Below are 17,202 nucleotides of genomic sequence, written 5' to 3'. Positions count from 1 at the left end.
GGGGCTCGCGATCGCTTTGGGACGCGCCCAGCAGCGATCGCGTTTCCTCAGCAATTGACCGTTGCTGTGACTGAACTCATCCAGTTAGACACCGGGGCGCCTACGTAGGGCGATCACTCGATTTCAGCGCGCGCGCTGCGCTCGAGGTGCGCTTCGCCTTCAGCGATCAAGTCGGCGCCCATCTCCAGCACCTCGGCGAGCCTGAACAGCAACTGTTCGCGCCACGCCTCCTCCTCGTCGGCAGACGGGGAAGGCTTCGCGAGGCTTTCGATCAGCGAGTTGGCCGTTTCGACGAAGGGCAACCCACGGCGATAACTCAGGACGGCCACCCTCGCGTCATCTGTCGCGCCCTGCAGCGCGTGCAAATACGCATCGGTATGTTGCGTCGGTGGCAACTGCATCGCCGCGGTGAGCTGGTCAATGCGTGACTGCGCATGTGAGCCGAGGTTCAGCGCGCGCTGCTGGAGGTTCGCATACTGATCACGCAGTTCGGTTTCACTGAGCATTGGGGGATCCGCTGGTTCCATGTTCATGGGCGCCATTTTACGGTAGTACCTTGACGTCGCTTGCGCAGCGGCCCGATGACCGACCCTGAGCCGACGTAGACCGCTCCCAGAACCGGACATCGAATCGGAGCAAAGATATTCAGTCAATTAGAGCGTCTACTTCAGTCTTCTACAACCAGTAGGCGGCTCGTACGCCCGCTAGCTCTGTTCCCGATACCGGTCGTGCTGCCTTCGGGCCGGCCGCGTGTCCGAAAGCGTGTGGCATTCGTTGCTGTTCTCCCGCCGCTTTTCAGGCGTGATCGCTGCGTTTTCTGAATTCCTCGCCGACGATACGCATGCTTTCCGCGACTGCGGGATATCCGCGATAGGGAAGGACGTTTAGCAGCGTTTCGACGATTTCCGCCTGCGTAGCTCCCGCCGTCAGCGCCGCATTCGCATGGACCCGCAGCGGCGTCTCCGTCGCTTTGCTTCCCACCGCGGCGAGCGCCGAGCATGCGGCAAGCTCGCGCGTCTTCGCGTCGAGCCCGGTACGGCTGAAGATGTCGCCGTAGGAGTGCTCGACGATCGCGCGGCCGATATCCGGGGCCAGGTCGTTGAAGCTGTTGACTACGGCCTCGCCCGCCTGGGCAGAAGTCGTGGCGAGTGTCGCCAATCCACGTTCGCTGCGAGCCTTGCGGGTTTCGGAGACGATGGCATTCGCGCTTACCCGGCCGCCTGCTCGTTCTTTCTCTTTCTGCTTCGGCTTCGTGAAGACGGCGTTCGCAACCCCAAAGGCATTTAAAGCGCTCGGGAACCCGGCATAGACGGCCAGTTGCATCAGGGCTTCGGTGATCTCGGTGCGGGACAGGCCCGACTTGAGCCCGGCTTCGATATGAAGGTGGAGCAGATCGCTGCGATTGCCAGCTGCCGCGAGCATCGAGATGATCGCGATCTGTCTTGCCTTTGGATCGAGTCCCTCGCGAACGAAGATCTCACCGAACACGAACTCGACTGCCCAGTGGGAGAGCTCGGGTGAAGTGCCTTCCAGCTTTTCCATGTACTCATCAGGATTGGCCATCAAGTCGTCGAGCACCTCGAGACCCCGCTGATATCGCGCAGTGCCGTCGTCGGACACTGGGGCTATCGGATCGAAAGCCAGACCGCGCTCCAGAAAGATCTCGCGAACGATGCCCACGGCGTTGATCGAGACCGGAAACCCCAGGATGGCAATCGCCTGGAACAGCATTTCGACCAGTTCTGCCGGCTCTCCGCCGGTATTGAGGAAGCCGGTCATGTGATATTTCAGCTGCGGCTGCACGCTGCCATGGGCCATCAGCGCGGCAACGGTGGCGATCTGGCGAAGGCGCAGATCCAGCCCCGGCCGCGACAGGATGTCTCCATAGGCAAATTCAACCGTGAATCGTGCCAAATCCGGGGCAACCTGCGCCAGACGGTGGACCGGGATACCATAGCCCGCGCCACCGATCCTCTTCAGCACCTCGATACCCCGGGAATGACGTTCTGCACTGGTTTCGCCAGCGGAAGCACCCAACAAGGCCGTCATGCCTGTCTGAGCCGTAGATCCATTCATCGGTGTTTCGCCTTCGGCCGCTGCCAGCGTTCCGGCTGCGGCGATCCTCTGCAGAAAGTCCCTGCGCTTGTACGTATCCATGTCTGATTTGCTCCTTCTCGAAGTCGCTGGAACGAAGCATACGGGCAGGAAGATGCAATGGGCCAAGACCAAATTCGTGATACCTTTTCTGCATGAGGATACGAATCGATCTACGCCAGTTGGAGTGCTTCGTTGCAGTGGCGGAGGAAGGCACCTTCCGCGCCGCGGCCGAACGCCTGCACATGTCACAACCGCCTCTAAGCCGCCAGATCAAACAGCTCGAGAGCGAACTCGGGGTGACGTTGCTCAATCGCGATTCGGCGGGCGCGGAACTTACGACGGCGGGCAGCGCATTCCTGAAGGGGGCAAGGAAGACGCTGCTTCAAGCCGCAGAGGCGATCGAAACCGCACGACGGCATTCGAAGGGAACGCCCCGGCAGTTCAGGGTCGGTTATACCAAGGTCTTCGACCCGGAGGTCTTTCCTTCCCTCGAGCCTGCCTTCAAGAAAGCGGTTCCTGGCGGGTCGCTGGCTTTCGTTGCCGCCATTTCCGTCGAGCTTATCCGGCGCCTGCAGCGTGGCGCGCTCGATGTCGCCTTGATCGGACTGCCCAGCGCAACAGGGGAGCTTGTGGTTGAACCGCTGCACAAAGAGCCGCTGGTCGCGGTAATCCCCGTGCGGCATCCGCTCGCGCGGCACAAAGTTCTGTCGATCGCGCAGTTGAATGACCAACCCCTGTTCTGGCCGCAGCGCCGAACAAATCCCGGATTCTTCGATCACTACGAGGAAGTGTTCGCGAAGCTCGGACATGCGCCGAGCCGCAGACTGACGGAACCCGCGGATCACCACCTCCTGCTGGCCGAAGTGGCAAGCGGACGGGGCATCGGCTTCATACCGAAGTCGATGACGAAGGTGCGGCGCGCCGGTGCGACTTTCAGGCCGCTCAAGGAAGGGGAATTCTGGATCGGATTCGGCCTCGCCTACAGGAATGCGCAACACGCATCAGAGTTGGATGCGTTGTTACGCATCGTGCGGCGCAAAATGGCGTTGCTCCCTTAGGGCATGGAATAGCCACGGCCGTGCCGTTCGTCCTGTGTCGCTTCTGGCGCTGGGACGGCGCCCAGTGGACCGTCTGGGAAAACCGTGTGCCGGATAAGGAAGACGTCGTGTGCTGGTGCGCCGAGCGCTTCTAGCGAGTAGAGAGAGCTCTCGCGAACGTCTGCTTCGCGGTGAAGTCCACCTGGCGATCGAGTGTGCGGAACTGGCGGCGACTTCAACCGTTTCGCATGCGTGCAACTAATGCGACCAGGCGAGCACTCATTTCCTTGGCCGGCAAGTGTGCGAGCCAGCCGTGACCAGGAAGCAGCCATTCGAAACGATACATGGCGAGCTTGCCGAGCGATTCGGCGAGCTCGGCCCATGAGTACCAGCACGCGTCCCTGAATGCGACGAGGTCCTGCTCGCGTGGGCTCCAGGCAAGCGAATCACCGGAGCAGAGAATGCGATCGTCGAGGAGATACACGACGCTACCCCGCGTGTGACCGGGCACGGGGACTGCCTGTACGCCGGCCGCAATGGTCGGCGCCGACACGTCGTCGAGTAGATCGGTTGCATAGGGGGCAGCCGAACTGTCCTCCCGGTGAATCCAGACGCGCGCGCCGAATCGACGCGCGTATTTGTCCGCGTCTGCGACGTCGTCGCGATGCGACAAAAGAATGTGTGCGATGCCACCGGCGTCGTCGAACCATTTGACGAGCTCGGCCGTGTAGCGCGGTGAGTCGATCAGCAGATTGCCGTCAGCGCGCGAGGCAAAATACGAATGCGCACCAAACGATGAGCGTGAGTTGAATCCACAGCGCCACACGCCCGATGTGATTTGCTGCGGAAAGATCACCGCGTTCGGACGAAGCTGCTTCGTTTCGCTGCGTACCGATGCCGTTGGGCATACGAACGCCGCCCGCCAGGCAGCAAGCTGCTCTTCCGGCGTGCCTGGCTGGCGAACGAAGATACTTTTGTCGTTTCGCTCGACGATCAGCCCAGGCGCGACATGACGCGATGCACCGCAATTGATGCACGCTGTGTCGATGTACCACTCCCCTGGGGCGGAGTCGGTATTACGTGGTGGCTTCATTCGATGCTCGGGTCCTGACAACGCATGGCAAGCTCACAGTCCCATCATAGACCTTTCAACCACAAGGACACGACCGGAGCAACGGAAGGAAGTCGGAGCCGCGACCTTTGTAGCGCTTCACCTCTTGAGTAACCGCTATTGCACGGTATTGGGGCCGCCTGCGAAGGCGCCCTGCTGTCTTGCTTGCTGCTCGCTCTCAGAAAAGAAACACCCGCCCTTGCGGACCAACGACTTCATCTCTTCGCTTACCGAAATGCCTGCCGGATTCCCAACGCAATCATGAGCCCACCACATGTGAGGTCGATCCATGACTTCGCGCGTCGATACGCCGTCGCAATCGCCGCGTGCGATAGGACGAGCGCGACTGCTCCGTACCAGCACGTCGCTGTTGCACCGACGGTAGCAAGCATCGCGAAAAACGTCGGCATGGGAACGTGCGTGGGCACCGCTGAGGAAAACACCGCCGCATAAAAGGCGATGGACTTCGGGTTCGCGATATTTGTCGCGATACCTTGCAGGAACGCGGCACGAAACAGGGGCACCTTCGTTGGGTGACGTGTTTCGGAGGGGGTTGCCCGTGCCGACACAATGAGCCGCACCCCGAACCAGATCAGATAGGCCGCGCCAGCAAGCCTGATACCGACAGCGAGCCACGGGAAAATAGCGAACACCATGCCGATACCAAGAATGGCGCAAGTCGCCCAGAACAGATTCACCGTCACGATCCCGGCGACAAGCGCGAGCGCGTCGGAGCGTCTGCCGGCTACCGCCTTCTGAGTGATTGCGACGAAGTTCGGCCCAGGTATGACGACAGCTGCCGCATAGACGGAAAAGACTGTCGCAATAGCAGACGAATTAACCATTTGTAGCCTCAGTGAATTGGCCAGCCAGTATTCTGAAGCAATTCACGACTGCCCGCTGTTGGCCGCATGGGCTGCGGAACATCAAGGGGAGTCAATCTGGGCCATACAGGACGCCACGCACCATAAACACGCCGCATTCAACGCATTGAAAGTGCGGTTCGCCGTCCAGCCCGTGCCCATACGACCTGAACCGACATACGTGAATCCTGCCTTTCCATTTCCTTTCACGACTAGCCGGTGCGGATGCGCGCGCAATGCGCGTCAGCGTTGCCGGTCTGCTCGCATCTACATGGCTCATTCATCAGTTCCTGCGAGTTCACCCTTGCCCGACCAGGGAAGTGTGTAGCCCTATGGGACGGCGCAGAATGCGCTTCGACTTATGAATTCCCTGTGGCGAGCTTAGGGAATGATTCTTAGGGCTTCCTTATCTTGCAGTCGTGACAATGTCCCCTGGCTCCAGCGGATGACTCGCCGATGCCATTGACATGCTGGCTGACGCGAGCGCCTACGCGACAGGTTTGCTAGCGATATCGCGCACCGGCTTTTCAGGCGCCGGCGTGCGCGACTGGGTGACATCGTGTTGTTCTCTTCGGCGTCTGTCCGTCTCACGCAGTTAAACAGCGAGGGCGATTTGCTCGCGCAGCCAGCGATGCGCGGGGTCGCGATGCGAGCGCTCGTGCCAGAGCATGCACATTTCGTAGCCGGGTACCTCGACAGGCGGTTCGACCACGCGCAGTGCCGTGCTTGCGCGCACGAGCCGCCACGGCAGCATCGCTACCAGGTCGCTGCGTTCGAGTACGGAAATGACAAAGAGGAAGTGCGGAACGGAGAGCACGACGCGCCGCGTGAGTCCGGCTTGTGAAAGCGTTTCGTCGGTGATGCCGCGAAATCCGCCGCCATCGGGCGAGACGATGACGTGCTCCAGTGCGCAGAACTGCTTGACGCCCGGACGGCGCTTGAGGCGCGGATGGTCCGCGCGGCCCGCGAGCACGTAGCGCTCGGTGAAGAGCGCGCGTCGGCGCAGGTTCTCGGGTGCGTCGCTGGTGGTATGGAAGGCCAGATCGATTTCGCCCTGCGCCGCCTGCTTCGCGACGCGCGCCGGCGCGAGTTCCACCACGGCAAGGCGCGTATGCGGCGCGGCCTCGCGCAAGCCGCGCAGCGCCGGCAACGCGATGGTGGACTCGCCATAGTCGCTCGCGGCCACGCACCAGGTATCGTGGGCGCTGGCGGGATCGAACGGGCTCTCGGGCGCAATGGCGCGCTCGAGCGACTCGAGTGCCTCGCGCAGGGGTTCGCGCAAGGCGAGCGCGCGCGCCGTAGGCTGCATGCCGCGTGGGCCTGGCAGCAGCAGTGGATCGCCCAATATCTCGCGCAGCCGCGCGAGATGCACGCTAACCGACGGTTGCGAGAAGTTCAGGCGCCGCGCCGCGCGCGTGACGTTGTGCTCGGCGAGCAGCACGTCGAGCGTGACGAGCAGGTTGAGGTCGAGGCTGCGCAAATTAGCGGACATAATGGCTGGTATTCTCGTTATTCATTTTCACTATAGCAGCCGGGCAACTAAGCTGGGTTCGTACCACATCACGGAGCCCTCCCCATGAATATCCTGCTCGTCTATGCGCATCCCGAGCCGAAGTCGCTCAACGGCGCGCTCAGAGATTTCACCGTGCGGCGTCTCGAGGCGGCGGGGCACGCCGTTCAGGTGTCCGACCTCTATGCCATGAACTGGAAAGCGGCGCTCGACGCTCAGGACAGCGTCGAACGCCGGCGCGACACGCCGTTTGATCCGTCGCTCGATTCGAAGCACGCTTTCGAGAACGGCCTCCAGACCGGGGACATCGCGCAGGAGCAGGCCAAACTCGTGTGGGCCGATACGCTCATCCTGCAATTTCCGCTCTGGTGGTTCTCCATGCCTGCCATCCTCAAGGGCTGGGTGGAGCGTGTTTTCGCGTACGGCTTCGCCTATGGCGTGGGCGAGCACTCCGACGTGCGCTGGGGCGACCGCTACGGCGAAGGAACGCTGGCCGGCAAGCGCGCGATGCTCGTCGTGACGATGGGCGGCTGGGCGTCGCACTACGGGCCTCGGGGCGTGAACGGCCCGATCGACGACATTCTGTTTCCGATCCATCATGGCGTGCTCTATTACCCGGGCTACGACGTGCTGCCGCCGTTTCTCGTGTATCGCACGGGGCGCATGGACGAGGAGCGCTATGCGCAAACACGCGACGCGCTCGGCGCTCGCCTGGATGCGCTGGCGCAGACCGAACCGATCGCGTTCCGCAAGCAAAATGGCGGTGCGTATGACATTCCGGCACTCACGCTGCGTGAAGACGTTGCGCCGGAACGCACGGGGTTTGCCGCGCACGTTGCGTAAGCGGGTGGGGCGGCGTTCGCGGGCCCCGCGTTCAATCGGAAAACGATCCCCTGGCGCCCCATGCGCTGGTCGTAGCTGGCGGGCGTCATGACCACGGTGCCCGGTGGCGCCGCGTAGTAGGCATCCCGCCAGTGGCGGCAGACAGGCCCAAACGCCCGCGAGCGCGAGACGCCTCGATGCGGAACCTGCCGTTGAATGTAGTTGACGCTCACCTCTCGGACTCATCGTAATTTACCTCACGCATCCATCGTTCGAATTCCTAAAAGCTGACCGCCAGCCCGAACGACACGCCGCGCACGTTGTGGCCAAACACATAGCGGACCATCGCCCGCGTTCGGGTAATGATGACGGGATGCGCGCTGCTGTCGAGTTCCAGGCCCACGCCCAGCGAAGTGAGTTCGTTGAAGCCGAGCACCCCGGCGCTGTCACCGAAGTAATGCGAGTAGGCGAACTCCAGCACGTAGCGCACCGGCTTGTCGAGCGCGTGCCAACCCGTCGGCGCGCGCCAGCGCGTCCAGAGGCTCACTTGCTGTGCCATCGCAGAACCCTGAACGGCTTCAGAACTCCCGCCGAAGCTGCGCAGGTAGATATCGGTCGCGCGTAGTTCTGCATCGATTTCGTAGTTTTCTCGGTAGTGCTCATAGTCGAGCATGAGCGAGCCGCCGTAGCCATACGCGTCCAGATAGCCGTTATTGAGGAACTGGAGATTGCTGTCCGTGACATGGTTGAACAGCGTTTGTCCGATTCGCAGATCGCTGGAAACACGGCCAATCGTGCCGTTTATGATCGGGCGAAACACGAGTTCGTTGGTGATGCGGAAGTCCCAACCAAGCCCCACCGTGCCGCTGAAGGTATTCCACCTGGTGGGCACAGCGCGTGTCTCGGTTCCGTCGGTCGCGATGAACGTCGGGTCGTAGCGGCTATAGGCGATCGTGCCTTCCATGTACAACGGAAACGACCGGCTCAGCGTGAAACCACCGCCTAGCTGTGTTTGCCCGAAGCCCGGGTTGCCGGTGGTGCCGTTGTTGATCGAAAGCGAGCTGGTGGTGACGTCCGGCACCGTGGTGTAGGTCATGATGGACAGCACGGCGTCCGCATGCTGCTTGATGTTGCCGCCTATCACGGTCTGGTTCGACAGCTGGCCCGGTACGTTCTGCGCGTGCGCATGCCACGGCAGCACTGCGGCGAGCATCGCCACGCCAGTCTTCACTAGCGCGATGCGCAGTTGCAGCCAACGGACGGTGGTGTTCGTCATGTTCGATCCTGCCGGGTCCCGATGCCCGATTGGGTCTGATTACACCTGCTCGAATTCGCTTAAAGCCTTCTCACACCCGATTGCGCATGGCGTGAGGCCGCCTTCACGCCGACCAGTCCGCGCAGTAGCAGGCCGCCCAGAAGCAGGCCGCCCAGAAGCAGGCGCCGCCCCGGTTCCAGCAGAATTTCGCGTGCGTTCGGGGCATGGTCCGCGCTCGTTGACGCATCGTTCATGGCGTATTCCTCTTGAGTGCGGTTGCGCCGCGCCGTGCGAAACGCTCGACTATCTGCAGCATCAGACACGCGTAAGCGGTGACGGCGAGAAAGAGCGCCATGCGCACGGCAAATGCGCGGTACACGTCCTTGCCCGCCACGCTGTCCTCGACCGACTGACCCAGCAGAATGATCATGGTGACGAGACTGTTCAGCCAGAAGCCGGGCGAGTAACGCGTAGGGCGGATGCGATATAGCTTGCGCGCCACGAGCAGACCGAACAGCAGCATCCAGAGATAGAACATCCAGATATTCACGAAGAGCCTGAGCGCAAACCAGAACGCGACGGCGAGCAGTCCGCCGAGCGCCGTGGAGCCGAGCAGTTCGCGCGCTGCGCTGCGTGCCGACGTGGTGCAGGTTTGCCTGCCGAGGCTCACGGACTTCATGATGATCGGCATGTAGCTCGCGGGGTCGTTCATCGCCAGCAGCCAGGCGGGCATGACCACGAGCGCGGCCTGCAAGGCGATGCGCGACGCTGCGTCCGGCGGCATGACGCGCGCGGCGGGTTTAGCGCCCGCACCCGCGGCGCCGGGCTCGGGAAAAAGCGCGTGACTCAGGACCGAGACGAGCACCGCGAGCAGCAGTCCCTTTACGAGCGCGCCGACCACCGTGGCCGCGAGTTGCTGGTCGGCCACGCCTGCCGCGCTGATCATCGTGAGGCCTGCCGCGAGGAATGTCGCCACGAGATTGTTGCCGCCACGCAGGCCGGCGCGGAACGCCAGGAAGAGACAGAGGCCGACGAGCAACACGCCCCCGAACACGTAATAGCGCAGAACGGGGACGAGCAGCAGGCCGCTGCCTGTCGTGAGCGGAACGACTACGGCGAGAACGAGCGCCGCCTTGAGCGAAAGCGGCCGGTTCTGCGTCACCAGCAGAAAGACGGCGAGCACCGGCGCGATCACCGGAATCGGAAAGTCGAGCGCGAAGCTGATGGCAAGCGTGAGCGCCGTGCCGGAGGCCACGCGTAGCGCGCGGCGGCCGGGAAGCGATGGGCTCGTTTGCATGGGCGCCCCTCAGTAGACGTAGGAGAGCCAGCTCATCGCGCGCAGGAACACGCGGCCGAGCGGATTGAGCGGGTTGCCGGCGCTCGGAAACGCCATCACTTCGGCCTGCCCGCCCACGCGAACGTTACGCAGCCGTGCACGCTCGTCGCTGTCGAACTCGACGATCACGGGAAAGCGTTGCGCGGGCCGCAGCCAATCGCGGCTATTCTGCACGGTCGGCAGGGTGCCGGGCGGCGTGCTCTGTCCCACGCTCACGCCATAGCCGATGCTGCGGATGCGTCCGGCGAACACTTCGCCCGGCAGCGCGTCCAGCGCGATGGCGACGGGCGTGCCCGCATGGAGCCGGCCCAGATTGTTCTCCGTCATGTCCGCGCTGACCCAGACATCGTGAATGGCAATCAGCGTCATGACCGGATTGCCCGCGGCCGCGAACTGGCCGACTTCCGTGCGCAGGTCGGTGATGACGCCGGCCGGGCGCGCGCGAATACGCGTGTTGGCGAGATCGAGTTCGGCCTTTTCGAGCGCGCCCGCCGCGCTGCGCAACTGGGCGTTCTCCGCTTCGTTGCCGCCTTGCTGTTCGCGTGCGCGTTCGACTTCGGCCCGGGCGGCTTCGACCTGGCTTTGCGCCTGCTCGTGCGTGGCGCGCGCCACTTCGAGCCGCCGTAGCGAGACCGTGCCCTCGTCTTCGCGGTACAGCCGTTCGAGCCGGTCGCTGTCCTGGCGCGCCTTGACCTCGTTGGCGAGCGCCGCGCGCAATGAGGCTTGCGCCGAATCGACGCCTGCCGTGCTCGCGCCGATTTGCCGCCGCGTCGATTCGAGGTCGGCGCGCGCGCGGTCGGCGGCAATACGGTATTGCTCGCTGTCGATTTCGAACAGCACGTCGCCTGCGTTGACCTCCTGGTTGTTGTGCACGAGCACGCGCGTCACGCGTCCCGACACTTCTGCCGCAACGGGCACGACGTAGGCTGCGATGCGCGCCTGCTGCGTATAAGGCGTGAAGCGATCGGCAAGCAGATACCAGATCAGGCTGACGACAATCAGGATGACAATCCACTTGAGCGCCTTGCCGGAGGGGTCGGAAGCCGGCTGCGTCTCGCGCGGGTTCGAAGGTTCGGACGCGCTGCTCATCGTGTCGGACCGCCCTGTCGGTTGCCGGCACCCTGCGCGGCAGCGGGCGACGCCGGTTCGTCGAGCAGGTCGCCCCAGTCCGTGCGTCGCTGCATCTGGGCGCGGGTCGCGGGATCGATGAGCGGCTGATCGAGATCCCAGCCGCCGTCCACGGCCTTGTACAGCGCAATCAGGCTGCTCACGGCGTTGCCGCGATTGACGACGAACGCGTCTTGCTGCGCGGAGAGTGCGCGCTGCGCGTCGAGCACGCGCTGGAAGTCCGAGTACCCTTCGCGATAGATCGTATTGGCGAGCGTGAGCGAGCGCTGCGCCGCGCCTTGCGCGTCGTGCAGGATCGTGTCTCGCTGCAGCGCCGCGTTCAGCGCCGTTGCGGCGTCGTCGGCTTCGCGCGCCGCGTCGCGCACGGTGTCCTGATACGCGACGATCAATTGCTGCAGACGGGCGTCCTGCACGCGCACGTTGTTCGTGATGAGGCCGTGATCGAACAGGTTCCATGTGATGCTCGGCCCGCCCGCCACGCCAAGCGTGCTCGGCGCGCCCGCAAGCGAACTGGCGCTCCAGGCGAGTGAGCCAACGAGCGAAATGGACGGATACAGGTCGGCCTTCGCCACGCCGATCAACGCAGATTGCGCGGCCATCTGCTGCTCCGCGGCGCGTACGTCCGGCCGGCGCAGCAACAGCTTCGCGGGCACGTCCTCCAGCACCGCACGGTCGACGAGCGGGACGAAGCCTGCCTTGGCCGGCTGCACGTCGAGCTCCGGGAGCGGGCCGGGGGGGCGCCCGAGTAGCACGCTGAGCGCGTGACGCGCCACCGCGATCTGGCTTTCGAACACGGGAACGCTGCTCAGCGTGCCGAGATACTGGGTTTTCGCCTGCTCGAGATCGAGCTCGTCGGTTTCGCCGCTCTTGAAGAGCTTTTGCGTGATCTCGTAGCTGCGCTTTTGCAGTTGCGCGTTTTCGCGCGCAATGCGCAGGCGCGCTTCGGTCGTGCGCAGCGTGAAATAGGTGTCCGCGACCTGCGCGTGAACGAGCACGAGCGCGTCCTCGCGGTTGTCCCGGGCGGCGAAGAACGAGGCGTCGGCCGATTCGATCGCGCGGCTGAAGCGCCCCCAGAAGTCCAGCTCCCAGCCGATGCTGAAGCCAAGACCGTACTGAAAGTACGCACCCGAACGCGGGTCGAAACCGTCGTGGCGTTTGCGCGCCGAGGCTAGCACATCGGCGTTGGCCTGCTGCACCTGCGGGTAACGCCCTGCGAGCGCGATGCCGAGTTGGGCGCGCGCCTCGATCACGCGCAAGGCGGCGATCTTCAGGTCGCCGTTGTTCGCGTCGGCCGCGGCAATCAGCTGTTCGAGATTTTCGTCTCCGAATACACGCCACCATTGCCGCGCGTCGGGTTGCGCGTCGGCTTGTGCCGCGATCGACGTGACCTGCTCGATCGACGCGCTGCTCCAGTGTTCGCTCCAGCTTTCGCGTTGCGGCTGAAAATCGGGGCCCACGCGCATGCACGCGCCCAATAGCGTGCTCAGGCAGCAGGCGCCGAGCGGGAGCCAGTAAGGGCGCTCGCAGAGGATCACAGGGCGGCCTCGCGGCTCAAGCCTGCTGTTCTTCTCGTGCGTGCTCGGCTTGCGGCTGGTCTTTCACCCAGCGCCAGAACAGTTGATAGCCGACGGCGAGCATCACCGGGCCGATGAAAAGGCCGACTACGCCGCCCGTGACCATGCCGCCAATGGCGCCGATCAGCACCACGGGCATCGGCACGGCCACGCCGCGGCCAAGCAGCAGCGGCTTGAGTACGTTGTCGGCGAGACCGGCGACGAACTCGTAAACGGCGAAGACGATGGTTGCCGTGCTCACGCCCTGCGTCATGATCACGAAGATAATGATGGGCACGGTAATGAGGGTGGCGGGCAGCTGCATGATGCCGATCAGCAGCACGGCCAGCGCGAGCAGGCCTGCGCCGGGAATGCCCATCACGATAAAGCCGACGCCGATCAACACCATCTGGATGAACGCGATGCCCACCACGCCCTGGGCGACGGCGCGAATCGTGGCAGTGCAAAGGTCGGCGATTTGCGGGCCGTTTTCCGGGCCGGAAACGCGCGACGCGATCTGCACCGTACTGCGATAGCCTGACTCGCCGTGGGCCATGAGAATGCCCGCAACGATCAGGGCTACGAAGAAAATCAGCAGCGCGGCGCCAAGCCCGGTGATCGTGCCGAGCAGCGCAAGGCCAGCCGCCTTCAGTTGCGGCGCGAACCGCTGCACGAGACCGGCGATGTCGGTCGACGCCTGCATCCAGAAGTCGTATACGCGCTGACCGACGATTGGCCAGTGAGCGATCGAGTCGGCGGGAGGCGGGATATGAAACGTGCCCCCCTTCGCGACGCTCATGGCATGTTCGATCGAATCGGCGACGGCGACACCGAGCAGCCAGGTGGGTGCGAGGATCACGGCGAACGCCAGGAGAATGATGAGCGTGGCGATGAGTCCATCCTTGTGAGGGAAGCTGCGCTGCAGCTTCGTTTGCAGCGGATATAGCGTGACCGCGAGAATCACGGACCACACCATGAGGTCGAGGAACGGGGCGAAGATGCGAAAGCAGAACATCGCCAGGACGGCAATGAGCGCGGCGCGAATCAGGACATCGAGCAAATCCCGGGACTGCGCCTTCGGCGTTGATCTAGTGGGCAGCAGCATCGTTTGTGTCTCCTCGCTGACCGGGCGTGCAATCCAGACGCGCCCAGGCTCCTATCGCGTTCCGGCGAGGCCCGCCGGAATTCCAGGTAGTACGAGAAACTGTCCGCCGACGTTGCGCTCCTTCCTGGCATGACCCCGTGACAGGGAGCACGACTCTACGATGTTTGCAGTCGCCTGTGAGTTGTGCGGAGCGCGTCGTCGAATTGAGTCTATTACACGCACTGAAAAGGGACAATGAACGCGCGGCCCGCTTTGGACCGGCGAAAAAAGTGGTTAGCAGTGCGCTGAAAATGGCGTCATGCGCGGGTTGCGTTTCTGATTCTGATTCTTGTTTGCAGGCCTCAATGCCCCGGACCACTCGAAGGCTCGCAACTGAGAATGAGTCGATCGCCGTCGCCCGCACCGGGAGCCAGTGCGGCGTTGTGGAATTCATGACCGCCACAGCGCCACTCGGCGAGATAGTCATTGCGACAGCCGTCTGACTGCGCGGCGACCATCGACACCGGATAGCTGCAGGTTCGCAAACCGTCACAGTGCGCGGCGAGATCGCGCGTGACATTGCCGTGTGGCGCGCCGCAGTTGCTGCCGTAAGTGCCGGAGACGATAGCAATCGTCGCTTGATTCGCGGCGCTCGCCGCAGACGGGATAACGAGCCCTCCAAGGCTGACGGCGCCCCATGCGAGCGTGAGGGCGATTGCGGTTGCCTTCATGATGCACCTCCCAGGCCGGCGTTGCGCATGAGCGCTGGCGCGGCCCACCCATCCATGTTTACAGAGTAGTGCGGTAGCGCCGGAGGGCAAGATAGTGCCCGGCGATGGTGCGGGGCTTCGTTGCAGTGCACCAGCAGCAGTCACCTGAAGCACACGATTGGTGGCGCGCAGTCGGTCGCCGTTTCGCGAGCTACGCGCGCTGCGTGGGCCGTGAAACCCGCGCCAGCCGGGCGTTATGCGGGGCGCGCGGTTTGCATGTGGAGCGGGTGGCATACCTATTGCTTTGTCGCTACCGGAGCCAATGACGGCTCCAATGAATTGCATCATCGTCCCGCGGTGCGCGGGATCATTCGATCGTGCGGGGCAACGGCGTCCCGAAGCGGCACTCCACGGCACAGCGTGCGTGGCGGGTGCGCTTCGGGACGCTTTTTTTATGCGCGTCGCACAAACGCCGTGGTTCCGACAAACACCTGGCGATGCGATTTGGACAACTAAAGATGACCATGCGGGAACCGATACCTGACATCTCTGCGGAAATCGTCGGCGAACTCATCAATCTGGCCGGGCGCCAGCGCATGCTCTCGCAGCGCGTGGTCCTGCATGCGCTGCTCGGCTTGCGCGGCGACACGGCCGCGCTCGTCGTCGCGCGCGACTGCCTCGACACGTTCGCGGCTTCGCACACGCGGCTAGTAGACGGTGACGATCATTTTCCCGGCGTGTTCTCGACGGCGTTGCGCGAACTCTACTTCGGCGCGCGCAAGGCCGACGAGCGTATACGCGCGTTCATGCAACTCGCTGCCCACGCGTGCGCGTGCCTCGAGCGCTCAGTCCAATTCGCAGCGGCCGATAGCGGGTGCGAGGCAGCCGTGACGGAACTCACCGCTGCCGCCACGCCGCTGCTCGAACTGTTGCAAGCGCTGACCCAGGCGTACCAGGACGAACTGCGTAGTGTGGAAGCCGCCGCTGCGAAGCGCCAGGCCGGCATTGTCGACGAACTCGCTGCCATTTCACTGCGCGCGAACATCGTCGCGCTCAATGCACGGGTGGCTGCCGCTCGCGCCGGCCAGTTCGGCCGCGAATTCGCGGTGATCACGGCGGAACTCGCGCACGTAATAGGCGAAATGGACAGGCTCGTGCAGGGCGTGGTCGGCAAGCCCGAAACGCACAATAGTGCGCCCGAAAGACATTCTGGATTCCGAAATCAACGGATGCATGCCCGCCTGGCGGGTTGAGATCCACTATTGGGGAGAACCTCGTGAAAGACCTGGTAAGTTCGCTCAAGAGCGGTAACTGGCGCGCGCTCGTCGCGTGCTTCCTGTACTTCGACACCGGCTTCACGGTGTGGGTGATGTTCGGCCCGCTCGCGCCGTTCATCCAGAAGGACATTGCGATGACGCCGGGCGAACTGGGCCTGCTCGTGGCCGTGCCGGTGCTCGGCGCGGCGATTCTGCGCGTGACGCTCGGCAATCTCTATCAGGCCTACGACGGCCGCCGTGTCGCGCTGATGGGCATCGCGCTTTCCGCCATCCCCGCCGCCGTGCTGCTGATGATGCCGGGCACGCCGTCCTATACCTTGCTGCTCGTGCTCGGTGTGCTGCTCGGCGTGGGCGGCGCGAGCTTCGCCGTGGCGCTGCCCATGGCGGGCAGCAACTATCCGCCGAAGGTGCAGGGCCTCGTGCTCGGCCTCGCCGCGGCCGGCAATATTGGCGCCGTGCTCGACGGCTTCCTCTTCCCGGGCCTCGCGAGCCACTATGGATGGGCGCGCGCCACGGGCGCGGCGCTCCCGCTGCTCGCGCTCGCCGCGACGGCAGTGATCTTCTGGGCTCGCGATCTCGGCCAGAAGTCCGGCAGCGCGCCGCAGGCGTTGCGCTCGTTCGGCATCACGCTCGCCGGGTTGATCGCGCTCGTGCTTGCCGTGCATGCAGGCTTGTTCGGCGCGGGCAAGACCGGTGTTCTGCTGCTGCCGGTGCTCGGCGCGCTGCTCGCCATCGCCGTGTTGCCGCGCCACTATCGCGCGGTACTGACCGAAGGCGACACGTGGGTCGTGATGCTCGTGTACAGCATCACGTTCGGCGGCTTCGTCGGCATGTCGTCCTATGTCTCGACGCTGCTGATTTCGCTCTACCAGGTGCCCAAGCTCGAAGCCGGCGTGATGATGTCGCTGCTCGCGCTGACCGGTGCGATGGTGCGCCCGCTCGGCGGCCTGATCGCGGATCGCATTTCGGGCGTGCGCGCACTCGTGGTGCTGCTTGCCGCGATCTCGGTGTGCGACTTCGCATTCGCGCTGTGGATGCCGCCGTTCGCCGCGGGCATTGCGCTGCTCGCCTTCACCTACGTGTGCTTCGGTCTCGGCAACGGCGCGACGTTCCAGCTCGTCCCGCGCCGCTGGCAGGGCCGCACCGGGCTGATGTCGGGCATCATCGGCGCGGCGGGGGGAATCGGCGGCTTCTATCTGCCGGTCATCATGGGCATCGCCAAGGAGAGCACCGGCAGCTACCAGATGGGCTTCGCGACGTTCGGCCTGATCGCGGCGGCCGCATTCGGACTCGTGGTGCTGCATCGCGCACGCTGGCTCGAATGGGCGCTGCCCCAGGAGCCGGCGATGGCCCAGGCCGTCGTGCAGGGCGCCCAGGCGAGCGCAAGCAACTGAGAACTGGGTCGTTAGCAGGATGCGG

At 64.0% G+C, this 17,202-nt stretch carries 16 protein-coding genes; 4 read left to right on the top strand and 12 right to left on the bottom strand.

Going from position 1 to position 17,202, the window contains the following annotated elements:
* Positions 1-113 precede the first annotated feature (113 nt).
* Together ACOJB8_RS18560 and ACOJB8_RS18555 are read right to left on the bottom strand one after the other, a co-directional pair.
* Positions 114-653, bottom strand: a complete 540-nt coding sequence (locus ACOJB8_RS18560) for a hypothetical protein (protein ID WP_475013582.1) — start codon at positions 651-653, stop codon at positions 114-116.
* 142 nt (positions 654-795) lie between these two features.
* Positions 796-2,157, bottom strand: coding sequence for a carboxymuconolactone decarboxylase family protein (locus tag ACOJB8_RS18555; protein WP_475013580.1), 1,362 nt, complete (start codon positions 2,155-2,157; stop codon positions 796-798).
* Between the two features lie 119 nt (positions 2,158-2,276).
* On the opposite strand from ACOJB8_RS18555, the gene ACOJB8_RS18550 reads away from it, so the two are divergent.
* A complete protein-coding gene (locus ACOJB8_RS18550; protein ID WP_256094898.1) occupies positions 2,277-3,155 on the top strand; it encodes a LysR family transcriptional regulator in 879 nt (292 codons plus the stop codon).
* A 214-nt stretch (positions 3,156-3,369) separates the two neighbouring features.
* On the opposite strand, the gene ACOJB8_RS18545 is transcribed toward ACOJB8_RS18550, so the two are convergent.
* From ACOJB8_RS18545 to ACOJB8_RS18535, 3 genes are all read right to left on the bottom strand, one after another.
* Positions 3,370-4,227 (bottom strand): MBL fold metallo-hydrolase, encoded by an 858-nt coding sequence (locus ACOJB8_RS18545; RefSeq protein ID WP_475013578.1) that lies wholly within the window; start codon positions 4,225-4,227, stop codon positions 3,370-3,372.
* Positions 4,228-4,472: 245 nt separating this feature from the next.
* Positions 4,473-5,090 (bottom strand): LysE family translocator, encoded by a 618-nt coding sequence (locus ACOJB8_RS18540; protein WP_368619468.1) that lies wholly within the window; start codon positions 5,088-5,090, stop codon positions 4,473-4,475.
* 613 nt (positions 5,091-5,703) lie between these two features.
* Positions 5,704-6,600, bottom strand: coding sequence for a LysR family transcriptional regulator (locus tag ACOJB8_RS18535; protein ID WP_368602100.1), 897 nt, complete (start codon positions 6,598-6,600; stop codon positions 5,704-5,706).
* A gap of 84 nt (positions 6,601-6,684) precedes the next feature.
* Here ACOJB8_RS18535 and ACOJB8_RS18530 point away from each other — a divergent pair, with 84 nt between their 5' ends.
* The gene (locus ACOJB8_RS18530) at positions 6,685-7,461 is read left to right on the top strand and encodes an NAD(P)H-dependent oxidoreductase (RefSeq protein WP_475013575.1); all 777 of its coding nucleotides are present in this window, start codon (positions 6,685-6,687) and stop codon (positions 7,459-7,461) included.
* A gap of 259 nt (positions 7,462-7,720) precedes the next feature.
* Here the strand turns inward: ACOJB8_RS18530 and ACOJB8_RS18525 are convergent, their stop codons facing one another.
* The 7 genes from ACOJB8_RS18525 to ACOJB8_RS18495 form a co-directional block, all read right to left on the bottom strand.
* A complete protein-coding gene (locus ACOJB8_RS18525; protein WP_368602330.1) occupies positions 7,721-8,653 on the bottom strand; it encodes a hypothetical protein in 933 nt (310 codons plus the stop codon).
* Between the two features lie 122 nt (positions 8,654-8,775).
* Entirely contained in the window at positions 8,776-8,949 is a 174-nt protein-coding gene (locus ACOJB8_RS18520; RefSeq protein WP_475013573.1) for a hypothetical protein, read from the bottom strand.
* Entirely contained in the window at positions 8,946-9,992 is a 1,047-nt protein-coding gene (locus ACOJB8_RS18515) for a DUF2955 domain-containing protein (protein ID WP_475013571.1), read from the bottom strand. The genes ACOJB8_RS18520 and ACOJB8_RS18515 overlap by 4 nt, the downstream gene beginning before the upstream one ends.
* A 9-nt stretch (positions 9,993-10,001) precedes the next feature.
* Positions 10,002-11,120 (bottom strand): HlyD family secretion protein, encoded by a 1,119-nt coding sequence (locus ACOJB8_RS18510; protein ID WP_475013569.1) that lies wholly within the window; start codon positions 11,118-11,120, stop codon positions 10,002-10,004.
* Positions 11,117-12,694 (bottom strand): TolC family protein, encoded by a 1,578-nt coding sequence (locus ACOJB8_RS18505; protein WP_475013567.1) that lies wholly within the window; start codon positions 12,692-12,694, stop codon positions 11,117-11,119. Before ACOJB8_RS18505 ends, ACOJB8_RS18510 begins: the two co-directional genes overlap by 4 nt.
* Positions 12,695-12,710: 16 nt before the next feature.
* Positions 12,711-13,817 (bottom strand): AI-2E family transporter, encoded by a 1,107-nt coding sequence (locus ACOJB8_RS18500; RefSeq protein WP_475013565.1) that lies wholly within the window; start codon positions 13,815-13,817, stop codon positions 12,711-12,713.
* A 341-nt stretch (positions 13,818-14,158) separates the two neighbouring features.
* On the bottom strand, positions 14,159-14,527 hold the full coding sequence (locus ACOJB8_RS18495) for a hypothetical protein (RefSeq protein WP_256094897.1): 369 nt from the start codon (positions 14,525-14,527) through the stop codon (positions 14,159-14,161).
* Between the two features lie 497 nt (positions 14,528-15,024).
* On the opposite strand from ACOJB8_RS18495, the gene ACOJB8_RS18490 reads away from it, so the two are divergent.
* Positions 15,025-15,759 carry a type IV pili methyl-accepting chemotaxis transducer N-terminal domain-containing protein gene (locus tag ACOJB8_RS18490; protein ID WP_406953758.1) on the top strand — a complete coding sequence of 245 codons (735 nt, stop codon included), beginning with the start codon at positions 15,025-15,027 and terminating at the stop codon, positions 15,757-15,759.
* Positions 15,760-15,782: 23 nt separating this feature from the next.
* Entirely contained in the window at positions 15,783-17,177 is a 1,395-nt protein-coding gene (locus tag ACOJB8_RS18485) for an MFS transporter (RefSeq protein WP_069266790.1), read from the top strand.
* Positions 17,178-17,202 lie beyond the last annotated feature (25 nt).

It is taken from the genome of Paraburkholderia sp. BR10141, from assembly GCF_056155635.1.
The sequence above is the reverse complement of the archived record's forward strand: the minus strand, read 5'-3'. Positions and strand labels throughout refer to the sequence as shown.

Bases quoted from the DNA above. Each gene is read 5' to 3' on its own strand.
- ACOJB8_RS18520 (WP_475013573.1), bottom strand. From the start codon at position 8,949: ATGAACGATGCGTCAACGAGCGCGGACCATGCCCCGAACGCACGCGAA.
- ACOJB8_RS18510 (WP_475013569.1), bottom strand. From the start codon at position 11,120: ATGAGCAGCGCGTCCGAACCTTCGAACCCGCGCGAGACGCAGCCGGCT.
- ACOJB8_RS18530 (WP_475013575.1), top strand. From the start codon at position 6,685: ATGAATATCCTGCTCGTCTATGCGCATCCCGAGCCGAAGTCGCTCAAC.
- ACOJB8_RS18540 (WP_368619468.1), bottom strand. From the start codon at position 5,090: ATGGTTAATTCGTCTGCTATTGCGACAGTCTTTTCCGTCTATGCGGCA.
- ACOJB8_RS18525 (WP_368602330.1), bottom strand. From the start codon at position 8,653: ATGCTCGCCGCAGTGCTGCCGTGGCATGCGCACGCGCAGAACGTACCG.
- ACOJB8_RS18500 (WP_475013565.1), bottom strand. From the start codon at position 13,817: ATGCTGCTGCCCACTAGATCAACGCCGAAGGCGCAGTCCCGGGATTTG.
- ACOJB8_RS18490 (WP_406953758.1), top strand. From the start codon at position 15,025: ATGACCATGCGGGAACCGATACCTGACATCTCTGCGGAAATCGTCGGC.
- ACOJB8_RS18545 (WP_475013578.1), bottom strand. From the start codon at position 4,227: ATGAAGCCACCACGTAATACCGACTCCGCCCCAGGGGAGTGGTACATC.
- ACOJB8_RS18555 (WP_475013580.1), bottom strand. From the start codon at position 2,157: ATGGATACGTACAAGCGCAGGGACTTTCTGCAGAGGATCGCCGCAGCC.
- ACOJB8_RS18495 (WP_256094897.1), bottom strand. From the start codon at position 14,527: ATGAAGGCAACCGCAATCGCCCTCACGCTCGCATGGGGCGCCGTCAGC.
- ACOJB8_RS18535 (WP_368602100.1), bottom strand. From the start codon at position 6,600: ATGTCCGCTAATTTGCGCAGCCTCGACCTCAACCTGCTCGTCACGCTC.
- ACOJB8_RS18515 (WP_475013571.1), bottom strand. From the start codon at position 9,992: ATGCAAACGAGCCCATCGCTTCCCGGCCGCCGCGCGCTACGCGTGGCC.